Annotated in this window: 16 protein-coding genes and 1 other RNA gene; 1 reads left to right on the plus strand and 16 read right to left on the minus strand. The window is 37.3% G+C overall.

Annotated features, from left to right (window positions below; genetic code table 11):
• Positions 1-13: 13 nt before the first annotated feature.
• Positions 14-163: a T9SS type B sorting domain-containing protein gene (locus L1S35_RS06895; protein ID WP_255700836.1), complete on the plus strand. Its 150-nt coding sequence runs from the start codon at positions 14-16 to the stop codon at positions 161-163.
• Positions 164-402: 239 nt separating this feature from the next.
• Here the strand turns inward: L1S35_RS06895 and L1S35_RS06900 are convergent, their stop codons facing one another.
• From L1S35_RS06900 to L1S35_RS06975, 16 genes are all read right to left on the minus strand, one after another.
• Positions 403-1,101, minus strand: a complete 699-nt coding sequence (locus tag L1S35_RS06900) for a hypothetical protein (protein ID WP_236398374.1) — start codon at positions 1,099-1,101, stop codon at positions 403-405.
• A gap of 5 nt (positions 1,102-1,106) precedes the next feature.
• On the minus strand, positions 1,107-1,907 hold the full coding sequence (locus L1S35_RS06905; RefSeq protein ID WP_236398379.1) for an urease accessory protein UreD: 801 nt from the start codon (positions 1,905-1,907) through the stop codon (positions 1,107-1,109).
• A complete protein-coding gene (ureG, locus tag L1S35_RS06910) occupies positions 1,904-2,539 on the minus strand; it encodes an urease accessory protein UreG (protein ID WP_236398382.1) in 636 nt (211 codons plus the stop codon). Before ureG ends, L1S35_RS06905 begins: the two co-directional genes overlap by 4 nt.
• Before the next feature lie 242 nt (positions 2,540-2,781).
• Positions 2,782-3,465 carry an urease accessory protein UreF gene (locus L1S35_RS06915; RefSeq protein WP_236398384.1) on the minus strand — a complete coding sequence of 228 codons (684 nt, stop codon included), beginning with the start codon at positions 3,463-3,465 and terminating at the stop codon, positions 2,782-2,784.
• Positions 3,462-3,953: an urease accessory protein UreE gene (locus tag L1S35_RS06920; RefSeq protein WP_236398387.1), complete on the minus strand. Its 492-nt coding sequence runs from the start codon at positions 3,951-3,953 to the stop codon at positions 3,462-3,464. Before L1S35_RS06920 ends, L1S35_RS06915 begins: the two co-directional genes overlap by 4 nt.
• Entirely contained in the window at positions 3,953-5,674 is a 1,722-nt protein-coding gene (gene ureC, locus L1S35_RS06925; RefSeq protein WP_236398390.1) for an urease subunit alpha, read from the minus strand. Before ureC ends, L1S35_RS06920 begins: the two co-directional genes overlap by 1 nt.
• Positions 5,675-5,677: 3 nt before the next feature.
• Entirely contained in the window at positions 5,678-6,037 is a 360-nt protein-coding gene (ureB, locus tag L1S35_RS06930; protein ID WP_236398393.1) for an urease subunit beta, read from the minus strand.
• Positions 6,034-6,336: an urease subunit gamma gene (gene ureA, locus L1S35_RS06935; protein WP_236398396.1), complete on the minus strand. Its 303-nt coding sequence runs from the start codon at positions 6,334-6,336 to the stop codon at positions 6,034-6,036. The genes ureB and ureA overlap by 4 nt, the downstream gene beginning before the upstream one ends.
• 385 nt (positions 6,337-6,721) lie before the next feature.
• Positions 6,722-7,119: a transfer-messenger RNA gene (gene ssrA / locus L1S35_RS06940) on the minus strand.
• Positions 7,120-7,384: 265 nt separating this feature from the next.
• Positions 7,385-8,134 (minus strand): maleate cis-trans isomerase family protein, encoded by a 750-nt coding sequence (locus L1S35_RS06945; RefSeq protein ID WP_305070381.1) that lies wholly within the window; start codon positions 8,132-8,134, stop codon positions 7,385-7,387.
• 47 nt (positions 8,135-8,181) lie between these two features.
• Complete coding sequence (locus tag L1S35_RS06950) at positions 8,182-8,808, minus strand: class I SAM-dependent methyltransferase (RefSeq protein WP_236398399.1); 627 nt, start codon at positions 8,806-8,808, stop codon at positions 8,182-8,184.
• 24 nt (positions 8,809-8,832) lie between these two features.
• Entirely contained in the window at positions 8,833-9,744 is a 912-nt protein-coding gene (locus L1S35_RS06955; protein ID WP_236398403.1) for a fumarylacetoacetate hydrolase family protein, read from the minus strand.
• Positions 9,745-9,789: 45 nt separating this feature from the next.
• Positions 9,790-10,905 (minus strand): cupin domain-containing protein, encoded by a 1,116-nt coding sequence (locus L1S35_RS06960; protein WP_236398407.1) that lies wholly within the window; start codon positions 10,903-10,905, stop codon positions 9,790-9,792.
• Position 10,906: 1 nt separating this feature from the next.
• Positions 10,907-11,887: a carbon-nitrogen hydrolase family protein gene (locus tag L1S35_RS06965; protein WP_236398410.1), complete on the minus strand. Its 981-nt coding sequence runs from the start codon at positions 11,885-11,887 to the stop codon at positions 10,907-10,909.
• A gap of 60 nt (positions 11,888-11,947) precedes the next feature.
• Positions 11,948-12,379 (minus strand): acyl-CoA thioesterase, encoded by a 432-nt coding sequence (locus tag L1S35_RS06970; protein ID WP_236398414.1) that lies wholly within the window; start codon positions 12,377-12,379, stop codon positions 11,948-11,950.
• A gap of 196 nt (positions 12,380-12,575) precedes the next feature.
• Positions 12,576-14,159: an AMP-binding protein gene (locus L1S35_RS06975; RefSeq protein WP_236398417.1), complete on the minus strand. Its 1,584-nt coding sequence runs from the start codon at positions 14,157-14,159 to the stop codon at positions 12,576-12,578.
• Between the last annotated feature and the right edge of the window lie 30 nt (positions 14,160-14,189).

Below are 14,189 nucleotides of genomic sequence, written 5' to 3' on the forward strand. Positions count from 1 at the left end.
TCGTTATGGCAAACTGCTTAAACAAATCAGTCCGACAGGAGCGGGTTGGGATGGTACGTATAACGGACATCTGTTACCATCGGATGATTATTGGTTTACGGTTGACTTTGCAGAAGGCGGTGTGATGAAACAGTTTAAGTCACACTTTGCGATGAAGCGATAGAATTGCATCAATAAATTATAAATGAAAGCCCTGATTAAGTCAGGGTTTTTTTTATGAGAAAGAAAAATCAAACGCGATGATAGCCCCGACCTGCCTATCGGCAGGCTTGTAGGAGTGGAAATCCTTTTTTACCGTTTTGTACTTCGACAGGCTCAGCATGACAAAACGGTAAAAAAGATTGTAACGGATAGCGGGAGCAGGGTTGTAGAGAAATCTAAAACGTCTGCTTCTAAAAACTTTTACCACTCTAAAAAAACCATTCCGATGCCACAAATTACTATAATGGCGGCGCTAATTGTTTCGAGGTATTTTTCGGAATTTTTAAAGGTAAATAAGTGAGCGCTATAATAGCCTACTACCACCATTGCCAGCATGGTAATGACTGTCGAGAATGTGTAAAAGGCAATTAAAATTCCGACTTTACTCAAAGAATAATTGATAGATGGATAAATAATGAGCGGAATCATGGGTTCACTTGGTCCTGAAGCAAATATAAAAAACAGCACCCAAGGTGTCACTTTATAACGTTTATTGGCTTTTGTGTTTTGGTTATGCTGATGTTCGAAAACAAAAATATCTCCATTTTCAGAAGCATCAAAATGTTTGTGTATTTTATTTTTATTCAGGTTATATAGCGCATATAGCAAATATAAAATTCCAAAACCAAGTAACATCCAAGCAGCAAAGCCACCGCGAATGGCTTCGATATGGAATATTTTTTTTATGGACCATCCTAAAAAAATCCCTAAAATTCCTAAAATAACAGAACTTACTACATGTGCAATTCCACATAAAGCCGTCCAGAATAAAGTTTTCTTTAGACTCCATTTTTTGGAGCGGGAGAGTACAATAAATGGCAGGTAATGGTCTGGTCCGCTAAAAGTATGCACCGCACTAATGGATAAAACGGTTATAATTAGTAATGCGAATTCAGACATTTAAGTTAGAAATTAGTAGTTAAAGGTTGAACTTCACTAATAAAACTTTGAATCAATTCTTTTAACAACAAAAACAATTTTTCGGAATTGTGGTGTAAAATTTTAATAATTAAGCCATTGCCATTTGTCTCGGATGTTCCAAAAAGCAAATTTTCTTCTGCTGACAGAAAATCATCTATTTGTTGTTTGACTGATTTCAATTCCATGTTTTCATTAAAATAAATCAAACTGGCCTGATGTGTAAATCCTTCTAATTGCCCTAATTCTAATGGATTAATTTCTGATGGATTCATATATAAGTTTTCAAAAAGCACTAATTTGCCTTTTTTATAAATGGATGTTTTGTTTTGAAACTCGGTAAATTCAAACTGTTCGGCGTTTAATTTTCTTCCGCAAGTAAGTATTTCTCCCCAAATTAAAGTGGCATTTTCCTCTAAGTTAATAGTGTTGATTGCTTTGTAATTAGAATTTTTATGAGGAACTGTAGGATGTGGAAGGTATTTGAAAAAGCCGTTTTTACCGACTTCAACTTTCATATTTTGAGAAGCACATCCTTCCATAGTAAAAATGCGTTGAAACGATTGCGTTGAAAATTCCAATTGACAATTTTCCTGAACCTTAATTTCAAAGTCATAACAATCTCCATCTAAAATCCCCGGTGAAGAACTCATAAGCATCAGTTCTAAAATAGCTTGGTTTTTATCTTCACGGATTTCGGCGACTTTAAAAGGTGCCGTATGATAAGCCGATTTTAAATAGGTAATTTCATTTCGTAAAAAGGTGTCAATTTTAACTGTTGCAATCATCTCCAGAGTTTTGGTTCAGGAACTTCTTCCATTAAAGCATATTTTTTTATCCATCCAATGACATCGAATAATCCTTCACTTTTCATTAGATTGGTAAAAACAAATGGTTTTCCGTTTCGCATTTTTCTGGCATCGCGTTCCATGACACCTAAGTCGGCATTTACATAAGGCGCCAGGTCAATTTTATTTATCATTAGCAAATCGCTACGGGTAATTCCGGGACCTCCTTTTCGTGGAATTTTATCTCCTTCGGCAACATCAATTACAAAAATGGTGATGTCGGCCAAATCAGGGCTAAAAGTCGCCGAAAGATTATCGCCACCACTTTCTATAAATACTAATTCCATTTCCGGAAAGCGCTCTGCTAATTCTTCCACCGCTTCCAGATTCATACTGGCATCTTCGCGAATGGCTGTGTGTGGGCAGCCTCCGGTTTCTACACCTATGATTCGTTCGGCTGGTAGCAAACTGTTTTTTGTTAGAAATTCGGCGTCTTCCTGTGTATAAATATCATTTGTAATCACTCCGATAGAATAGGTACTGGCCAATTCGCGGGTTAGTTTTTCAATTAAGGCTGTTTTACCGGAACCTACAGGTCCTGCAATTCCAATTTTAATGTATTTTCTATTCATTTTAATTTTTAATTATCTCCTTGGGTGTAGTTCAATGTGATATTTTTTAACCACATAGGAACATAGTTTTTAAAAACTCTGAAAGACGTTTCACTTTATTTTGAGAAAATCATAGTTATATGAAACCAAGAATTGGTCTATCAAACTCTTTTTTTCTATGCTTCTATGTGGTTAACTTTTATATTTAGCAAATAATGTATTTTTCGATTAATTAAACTCAACTGTTTCTAATTGATAAAATTCTAAGACATGTATAATCGAGAATATAAATTTTCGTGTTGCATCGAACGAATGTCAAAGCCTACTGAACTTTTTCCTAATAATGCTTCGTTAGGAATCAATGCTTTTTCAGTTAACTGTTCCAATAAAGGCGTTATTTCAAACAACAATTTTTGTCCTGAATCCTGGCTTAATGGAATTAATTTCACTGCATTTGTAATATAACCTATTGCAGTATTATAGAAAAATCCTTCTAAGGCTTCCTTCTTTGGAATCTTTAGTTCGTGAGCATAGATTCCGAATAAAATGCAATAATGTCCAAATAGTTCTTTGTTCATAACAGCTTCTTCAATCTGAAAAGTAAGTGGAGATTGTATCCTCGGATTGAATATTTTCATTAGCCGCGTTCCAAGTTTCTGGCTTGCATTTCGGATTTCTTTAGGCAATTTTGAAGCATTACAAATCGAATCCAATTCGATTATTCTGTTCCAATTTTGATTCTTACAAGCCTCATATACTAAACTGACAAAGGCTGCTTCGTTGTATAGAATACTATTTGACAGTATTTGGGTTAAATATATCTTCATCGTTTCTGGCGAATTGACGATTTCTTTTTGCGTGTAGGTTTCCAGTCCGGATGAATGTGAAAATCCTCCAATAGGTAAGGTTGGGTCGCACAAATGCAGCAGATGTAATTGGGAACTCATACTTCTTTTTGTGTTAAATTCATGATTTTGGAAAATAAGGTTCCGCTTTCTCCATGAGGGGCAACACTTGTTTTTAGCGGATGCAACAGCGCTCTTTTTTCTTGATACACTTCAAATCCCATTGCAGTAAGTTGTCGGAAAAGTGGTTTTTCAAAAGGCACCAGCAACTCTTCCAGTTCATAAAATAAAGGCAGGTGTTTGTTGCCTATTTCGTAACATATTGAAGCCGTTTCAAAATTACTTTTGGGTTTGATTACTAGGCAATCGCAAGGAAGAATTCGAATTATATAGTCTTTCCCATTTTCTTGATGTATAATTTCTCCTTGCTGTAAATTCGGGTTTTCCTGTAAAAATTTGAATCGGAAATCTTTTCCGTCACCAGCGGTTTTATGTTGAATTCGTTTGTTGATTTCAAACCATTCCAAGTCAATCCAAATAGTTTCGGAATTAGGATTTAAGATGGTTTGTGGTTTTTGTGTAATCAGCATTAAAATAAAAAATAGCGTTGTGTTAATGGTAATTCTTTTGCCGGCTCGCAAGTAATTTTCTCTCCGTCTACTTTTACTTCATAGGTTTCTGGATTTACTTCAATATTTGGGGTTTTATCGTTGTGAATTAAATCCTTTTTACCAATGTTTCGACAGTTTTCAACAGGTAAAATGATTTTGTTTAATTCGTATTTGGCAATGGTTTTATTTTCAATAGAGATTTTGGAAACAAAGGTGATGCAGGTTTTATGCAGTGCTTTTCCGTAGGCTCCAAACATTGGTCTGTAAATTACAGGTTGCGGCGTTGGAATAGAAGCATTTGGATCGCCCATTCTTCCGGCTATAATCATTCCGCCTTTGATGATTAATTCAGGTTTTACTCCAAATAGCGCAGGTTTCCAGAGGATAATATCGGCAAATTTACCTTCTTCCAGTGAGCCAACATATTTGGAAATTCCATGAGAAATTGCCGGGTTGATAGTGTACTTGGCAATATATCTTTTTACTCTGAAATTGTCATTATTATTGGATTCGTCTTCTGCTAAAAATCCACGTTGCACCTTCATTTTATGTGCTGTTTGCCATGTGCGGGTAATGACTTCTGAAACTCTTCCCATAGCTTGAGAATCGCTGCTCATCATACTAAAAACACCCATGTCCTGCAGGATGTCTTCGGCAGCAATGGTTTCAGGACGAATTCTGGAATCGGCAAAAGAAACATCTTCAGGAACCGTTTTATCCAAATGATGACAAACCATTAACATGTCTAAATGTTCGTCAATAGTATTAATCGTATACGGTCTTGTTGGGTTTGTACTTGAAGGCAGGACATTAGGATACATGGCTGATTTTATAATATCCGGTGCATGACCACCTCCGGCTCCTTCAGTGTGGAAAGTGTGAATTACGCGACCGTTTATGGCTTTGATGGTATCTTCTAAAAAACCACTTTCGTTCAAAGTATCTGTATGGATTGCTACTTGAATGTCTAATTTATCTGCGACAGTAAGAGAAGCGTCAATCGTTGCAGGTGTCGCTCCCCAATCTTCATGTATTTTTAAACCCAAAGCTCCTGCTTCAATTTGTTCTATAAGAGGTTCAATTGTGGCGCAATTTCCTTTACCAAAAAAGCCTAAATTCATTGGAAAGGCTTCAGCAGATTCTAACATTTTTTGAATATTCCAAGCGCCAGGTGTTACTGTAGTTGCATTGGTTCCGTCTGCCGGTCCTGTTCCTCCGCCTATCATAGTTGTCACTCCACTGTATAAAGCATGGTCAATTTGTTGCGGACAAATAAAATGAATATGAGTGTCAATTCCACCAGCAGTAGCGATTAATCCTGCGCCACCGTGTACTTCTGTAGAAGCTCCGATAATCATATTAGGGGAAACTCCATCCATAGTATCCGGATTGCCTGCTTTTCCAATACCGACAATTTTGCCGTCTTTGATTCCGATATCACCTTTAACAATTCCCCAATGATCAATGACTATTACATTTGTAATTACAAAATCTAAAACACCTTCATTTCTGGTTGCTCTTGCTGATTGTGCCATACCATCACGAATGGTTTTCCCGCCTCCGAATTTGGCTTCTTCTCCATAAACGTTATAATCCTTTTCTATTTCGATAAATAATTCTGTGTCGCCCAAACGTACTTTATCACCAACGGTTGGTCCCAACATGTTGGTGTATTTTATTCTATTTATGTGTGTACTCATAATTTACTCTTTCAAAAACGCATTCAATTTTTCTTCAATAGAATCCAAATTCGCAGTATCAATAGTTCCGTCAACCAAATTATTAAATCCCACAAGTGTTTTTGTTCCGCCAATTTCGACTAATTCTATCTTTTTTTCTTCGCCGGGTTCAAAACGAACGGCTGTTCCTGCAGCAATATTTAATCGCATTCCCAGAGCTTTCATTCGGTCAAAATTCATTTTCTTATTGACTTCAAAAAAATGAAAGTGTGAGCCAATTTGTACTGGTCGGTCTCCAACATTGGTTACTTCGATAAAAATTGTTTTTTTATCAGAATTGATTTCAATTGGGTCGCTTTTTAAAATGTATTCGCCTGGTATCATTTGATTGGATTGTGAACAGTTACTAATTTAGTTCCGTCAGGGAAAGTGCCTTCTATTTGAATGTCGTGAATCATTTCAGGAATGCCTTCCATTACGTCATCACGAGTAAGAATGGTTGTACCGTAATGCATTAATTCTGCTACGGTTTTTCCATCCCGGATGGCTTCTAATAATTCGGAACTGATTAGGGCAATAGCTTCGGGATAGTTTAATTTTAAACCTCTTTTTCTTCTTTTTTGAGCCAATTCTCCGGCTGTATGAAGCAGTAATTTTTCTATTTCTTTTGGGGTAAGGTGCATTTATGAATTGAAAATTAATTTGATTTTAAACAAAGCATTAATAGATAAAATTATAATTTTTTTAATATGCTCGTGTAAAATCAGGGGTTCATTTTATAAAAATTGTATTTTCATTATTTTGCATATGTTTTTGATGGGGTATTGATAATTATTTAATGATTATTTGTGAAAAATGCAATAGAAGTTCGTGATTATAGCCCCGATTCCTTCGGCAGTCGCTCCACTCGTGTGCAGTGGAAATCCTTTTTTGTTTTTAAAGTAAAGCCCTTCGATTGCGCTCAGGGAGACAAACAAAAAAGATTGAAACGGATAGCGGGAGCAGTGGTGTAAAGAAGCACAAAGTTTCTGCTCCTAAAAATAAAAAATCCTGCCAATGACAGGATTTCTGTGGAGTCGCCGAGAATCGAACTCGGGTCCAAACAAGCAACTAAAGAGTTTTCTACACGCTTATTTTCTGATTGGATTTTCGATATAGTGATAGGCCAGAAACAGCCACACCATACTTATCTTCTTAAATTTTCGTAACAGCCCCGAAGCTTCACTGTTCTTAGGTTTATTTTTACGATTCACCTGTACCGACCGCCACAAACCAAAGCTATCGAGATGAATCCTGCTTTCCTACCTTGTAGGACGAGGCTAATCTTACTTTAATTCAGATTATGCAGCAAGAGCGTAGTTTCCTTCGCCGTTTATGTTTTTGTGAATTTGGATTTACGAGCAAAAAACACAATGCTCGACGTGCTTACAATTCAATTCGACTTGCTGTCAAAACCAGTCGACCCCAAGTGAATTTTTGAGTTATCAAAAATTGTTCCGCAAAAGTAGTCTATTAGATTAAAATTTACCAAGTAACCAGTAAATAATTATAAAAATTATAATCGTTGATAAGCAACCTCCACCAAGTTTTTTGGCTGTAACTCCGGCAATTAATGTTTTAAAGATTCCGTTCATGCTAGTGAAGTTATAAGTTTAATGTAGTTACAAAATTCTAAAAACAATCACTAGTTGTGTTATGGAATCTTTTTATAAAATTACATAATTGCTAGATTTAATATTTACCGCTTAACAATTCTCCACCAATGGCTGATTTGGCTTCGATGCCGAGTTTCTTCATCATTTCATAGGTTGTACAAACTGCGGCTGAAGTTACCGGAATTCCGATTTCTGCCTGGATTAAATCGATAGCCTCTAAAGAAGGCATTTGTACACAAGCTGATACTACTAAAACATCTACATTGGTTAAATCCAAGCGCTTATAAATTTCCAATAAATTCATCGGATTTTGAGCTGCGACTTCCAGATTATCCGGAATTTCAAGTGCAATACTTTCTTTTACTTTAAAGCCTTGATGTTCTATATAATCGACAACCATATCGGTTAACGGACGCATATACGGAGTAATAATCGAAACTTGTTTGGCTCCCAAAACTTTCAAACCATTAATCAAAGCTCCGGCTGAAGTTACAATAGGTGTAGGGAAATCATTGGCAATAGTTTCCTGGTGTAAATTCACTTCCGAAACACAGTGATAACCTCTTCCCATACTCATAATCGCCACCAAACACGCATAACCCATGACATCGACATGAGCATCGGATAATTCCTGAGCGCATTTTAAACTCATGGCATCCATGGCTTCAAGTTCTTCTTTAGTTACTTTTTTCATTCGCATTCTGCTTGAATGAAACGTAAAACGTTCCGGTAATATGGTTTCTCTAGAACGAAAAATCGCCGGGATTTCCGTTTCCATTGTTACGTTTGATGATGGTACAATTTGACCAATTCTGTATTTTTTCATTTATCAATTTGTTTTTGTCACCCTGAGCGCAGTCGAAGGGCTGTATTTCATTTTGTTGCAATAATAATTAAATCGGTAGTTCTTTCTTGGTTGTGAATATATTCTTTTCGATCAAGATAAATGATACTAAAATTATTTTCTTCAAGGGCTTTTGTCAAATAATCCGCTTGATGAAAGTTCTGGAACATTGTGTCACCGGTGCTTCCTGTTTTAAATCCAGATTTGGAATTGTTATCTTCCATTGTACTAATGTAGAGGATTCCGTTTTCATTTAATTTTTGACTGGCATCTTTAATAAATTTAATAGCTTCCTCTTTGGACAAATAAGGGAAACCAAAACCACATAGTATTCCGTCATATTTACGGGTAAGATTTTTTATTGCTCTGCAATCCATCAATTCAAAATGGGCTGTTGGATTATTGATTTTTGCCAATTCAATCATATTCGGAGCCAAATCAGAACTTAGAATTTTAAAATCAGGACGTTTTTCCAGTAGGTATTTTGTAATATTTCCGGGTCCGCAAGCCAATTCTAAAATTTCCGGGTTCCCTTTTTTTATCGAATTGCAAAACACATCGAGCGAATCATGGTACATGGAAACATCCATAAACTTGTCCTGATACACATTGGCAAGTTTATTAAATACTTCGATTGCTATTTTTGTCTGATCCATTGTCATTGCGAGGCACGAAGCAATCTAAATTTCCTTAACCGTATTAATTATTGTTCCAATTCCTTCCACTGTGGCTTCAATCACATCGCCATCGTATAACCATTCTTGTGGATCTCTTCCTGCGCCAACTCCGGATGGCGTTCCGGTTGCAATAATATCACCGGGTTCCAAAGTGAACACTGTGCTTAAATCTTCAATCAAATCATTTATATTAAATAGCATGAATTTGGTATTTGAGTTTTGCTTTTCAATACCATTTACACTTAAAGACAAATTCAAATCATGAGGATTTTTGATTTCATCTTTGGTAACCAAAATAGGTCCCATTGGTGCAAACGTATCTTGTCCTTTGGAAACAATCCATTGGCCTTCACGACGACAATCACGCGCCGAAATATCATTGATAACGGTGTAACCAAAGACATAATCAATCGCATCAGCTTTTGGAACATATTTTCCTTTTTTACCAATAACGACAGCCAATTCAACTTCCCAGTCTAATTGCGAAGTCAGTTTGGTGTTTTTAATGATATCAGTATTTGTAGCCGTAACTGTTGTTGGTGGCTTCGAAAAGATGATTGGTTTTTGAGGAAGTTTACCTGTTGTATCTAGTGTTCGGGCGCTTTCGGCAACGTGTTCGGTGTAATTCAAACCAATTCCAATAATGTTTTTTCTTGGTTTCGGAATTGGAGCAAGGAAGATGACTTCGTCCATTTCATAGGCGATTTCTGCAAAGAATGCCGGTTCAGTATCGGCAATCATATCGTTGAGTTCTTCCACTAATTCAAATCCCATATCAATTAATTCCAACATAGTTGACGGCAATGGAAAATTGGATATTTCACCAAAATCTTCCATATCGATAATTTGATTGTTGTGTATAAATCCGAGACGTGGTTCGTAGTTTTCTTTTATTGTATATGTTAGTAGTTTCATTTGTTTTAAGGTACTAAGGCTCTGAGGAGCTAAGGTTCTGAGGTTTTAGTTTGTTATTGTTTGATGTCCGTTGTTCTCTGTAAATTCTTTCCCTTGATACAATCCCAGTTTTTCAATTACCGGTAAATCGTTGAACGAAAACAAACACGCATCTTCAGTATCCGAAGCATTGTGATGTTCATGCCAAGCCCAGGACGGAACGCAGAAAATATCTCTTTCTTTCCAGTCAAAACGCTTTCCGTTGATTATGGAATAGCCTTTCCCTTTTGCACATTGATAGACAAATGAACCAGTATGTTTGTGTGCTTTTCCTTTAAATCCGGCCGGTAATAATTGGATTGATGCACCCATGGTTTGCATTACGTGACCGCCAGTCATTGGGTTGGTGTATTTCATCAGGATTCCATCGAAAGGATTTGGTTGATTTACTTTTGCAGCTTCAAGCAAAGCCGGATAAACTTTTTTCCAGGAATATTTGAATAAAGGCGAATAGGGTTTGTCCCAAACCAAATCAGCCGGAACCAATCCGTTTCCGTCAAACGATAAGGGCAAATGATTTACGGGTGAAATATGTGCCTGCTTACCATCGTAAACCGCATAATCATTAGCCTCTAAAGCATTCACTAACGGAATATCCAAACCATCCTGCCAGATACAGGTTTTTCCGCCTTCTTCAACACCGTGTTCGTGCCAGGTTGAATTGGGTGTAATCACAAAATCATTGACTTCGAGCATTATTTTATTGCCATCCACGACAGTGTAACCTTTGTCACCTTCCATGATAAAACGCAGAGCCGAAGCTTTGTGTCGATGTGCCGATGTACTTTCGCCCGGACGTGTTACTTGAATTCCGGTGTAGAGCCAACCAACTGCCGCTGAAACATCTTTTCTTTTGTCGTTTACCAAATACACAACTCTTCTTCCGGCTTGTTCCGGCGTAACCAATTCGGATGATTTTAAAACTAAGTCGCGTAAGCTTTCATATTTCCACAACATAGGAACCGATGAACTTCTTGGTTCCCATGGTTCGATATCGTTGGCAACGGTCCATAAGGCACCGGCACCAAGCGTTTCTAACTCTTTATAATATGCTTGTAATTCGGGTGAATCCTGAACTCTTGCTCTTCCAATTTGGTCGTCTGAATAGCTATTTGTTTCCATGCTATTTTTTATTAAATTCTTCGTGATTATCTATAAACGTAATTTTTCTGGTTGGAGCTGTATTTACTCTTAAATCAAAAATATCAAAGCGGTTGTAATGCCCAAGAATGTCGTGCATTTGTTTTGGCTGAATGCATTTTTCCAAATCGATATCAGCGTAAACAACTCCCTCGTCGTCAATTAAAGGTTTTCCAACGACAGCGCCATTTGGCCCAATGATACCGGAGAAAGCAGAGTTTTTTCGCGTAAGCAATTCATCCACATTTGGCACATCTTCTCGCAACGCATCCTTGATTTCCTGTGAAATAGTAGAACACGAAACGATTGTAAACAATTTCCCTTCGAATGAATGTGCGGCCGCTCTGATCTTAATAGCTTCAGCCATATCGTAATCTGGTGGCGCAACGGGAAGCGAAATATAATTGGCAATGTGAATCAATTCGCCTTGCGATAACAAAGTGAAACGCGCTAATGTATTTGTGTTTTCGCCACAAGCTAATGTTCCTATTGGACCAATTTCGGTATTATATACTTTTAGAGAAGAGCCATCACCGCTTGTCCAGGTTAGTTTTTCTGCCCATGTTGGAACCAGTTTTCGGTGTTTGCCAATTAGTTTTCCGGTGTTGTCAATGATTAAATTGGTGTTGTAAATTTCGCCATAGCTATCGCCGCGTTCATTGATTCCGATAACGATATGGCAATTGTGGTTTTTAGCTGCCTGAAATAAAGGCTGCATTAGGGCATCATCGACTTTTACAGCTGATTTATACAATTGTTCGTACCATTTGCTTCCCTGAACCGGCGTCATGATCCAATTCCAATATGGATAGCCAGTGACAAAAACTTCAGGAAAAGCAACCAAATTAGCTCCGTTTGCAGTGGCTTCTTTTACGAATGAAATCGCTTTGTCAATCGTTTTTTCTACGTTAAGAAAAACGGGTGATGTTTGTACTGCTGCGGCTTTGAATTTTTTAAATTCCATAAATAATTACGAATTATGACCCGAGGCGCAGCCGAATTGTATGGAGCGCAGCGGAATAAATTATGAATTTTGAACTATATATTTTGAAATCTTTGCTTTCATTTCATCCTTGAAAGGTTCCGCTTTAATGTTGTTTCGGTCCTCTGCAATAGCAACGTTTACCAGAGTAACATCACCTTCTAAACAGGTTTTTCCTTGTTCGTCTTCAAAACGGAAGCCGCAGTTTACCGAAGCGCCACCGAGATTGATAACCCAAAGTTTCTTCGTCAGCGTTTCTCCTAAGCGTGCCGCTTTTTTGAATTGCACTTTTAAATCTACTGTCGGAATTCCGTTCGTCTCGTGAATTTTTGAAAATGGTCTTTCTAACGCTTCTTCAAACCAATCTTCGACTAAGTCGTTTAGCATTTCCAGAAAACGCGGATAAAACACTATGCCGGCATAATCAACATGTTTGAAACGTATTTTTTCCTGTTTTGTAAAATAGTTGTTCATTTATCTTTTTTTTTAGCCCCGATAGCAGTGGAAATCCTTTTTACTGTTTTGTACTTCGACAAGCTCAGTATGACAAAACAGTAAAAAGATTGCAACGGATAGCGGGAAATAGCTCCTAAACTTCGACAGGCTCAGTTTGACAATTTAAATTTTATCTATTAAAGCTTTCTTCAAAAGTACAAAAATACTTTCGGTATTATTTGAGTTTAAATCGTTGTATTTTTCCGGTTTCGGTTTTGGGCAATGTTTCAGTAAAATAAATTACTCTCGGATATTTATATGGTGCAGCTACTTCCTTGAACCAGTGTTGAATATGGTTTCTCATATTATCTGTAGCTTTACTTTTTTCTTTAAGTACAATATGTGCACAAACCAACATTCCACGTTCTTCATCGGGCAGACCAACTACAGCACATTCCAGGATATCTTCGTGAGTTAAAAGTACGCTTTCTACTTCAATAGCAGCTATGTTATAGCCCGAAGAAATGATCATGTCATCGCCACGAGCTACAAACCAAAAATAGCCATCTTCATCCTGACGGAAAATATCTCCGGTAATATTCCAACCGTTTTCGACGTATTGTTTTTGCTTTTCAATTCGGTTTAAATATTTGCAGCCAGTGATGCCACGAACAACCAATCTTCCCGGTTCATTCCTTGGTAATTCATTTCCGTTGGCATCTATAATTTTTGCTTCATAGCCAGTAATAGCAAGTCCGGTTGCCCCTGGTTTCATGTTTTCGGTGTTAGATGAAATGAAAATGTGGAGCATTTCGGTAGCACCGATTCCGTCAATTATTTTTAATCTGGTGGCATCGTACCAATCCTGCCAAACCTTTAACGGTAGCGTTTCTCCGGCAGAGACACATTTGCGTAAGCTTGAAATATTGAATTCTTTTACTTTAGAAGTGATGACACGCCAAGCGGTTGGTGCGGTAAAGCAAATGGTGATTTTATGTTCCTGAATGGCTTGTAAAAGCATTTCCGGTGTTGGCTTTTCTATCAGGAAAGTAGATGCTCCAAAATACATCGGAAATAAAACCAAGCCGCCTAAACCGAAAGTAAATCCTAATGGCGGACTTCCGGTAAAAATATCGTTTTCTGTTGGTTGTAATGAATAGGGTGGAAATGCCTCGCAAATATTTAAAATGTCTTTGTGATAATGCGAGGTCATTTTTGGCAAACCAGTTGTTCCCGAAGTAAAGCCAATCAAGGCAATGCTATCGGATTTTGAGTGAAAATTAGAGAAAGTCTTTGGTTTGGATGCCATCAAATTTTCCAGTTCGTCATAAAAGCAAGTACTTTTTAGGAAATCGGATTTGACTAAATTCATTTCATCCTGCAAAGTCTTATCGCACAAAGCGTGTGAGATTTCGGCGCAATCAATAATCGTTGTTAATTCTTTAGAACGAAGCAAAGGCATAGTCGCAACGACAATTCCACCAGCTTTTAAAATAGCAAACCAACAGGCCACCATCATTGGGTTGTTAGCAGAGCGAATCAATACACGATTTCCGGAAACCAAACCCAAATCATCCACTAAAACATGGGCAATCTGATTGGCTTTTTCGTATAAATCGCTGTATGTCCAAGTCATTTCAAATGTTCGGATGCAAGGATTATTGCCTCGACCATCTTTGATGTGATTGTCTAATAATTTTTCCACACAATTCAGCATTTCCGGACGATTGAACTGAGGTAAATCCAGAAAAACATAATCAGGCTGCAAGTCTGGGTTTGGTAAATGTTCGTGAGCGAAATTGTCTGCGTAATGCTTCATTATAAAATTCCAATATTTAAATTCCAAATC

Source organism: Flavobacterium anseongense (assembly GCF_021608185.1).
GTDB lineage: Bacteria > Bacteroidota > Bacteroidia > Flavobacteriales > Flavobacteriaceae > Flavobacterium > Flavobacterium anseongense.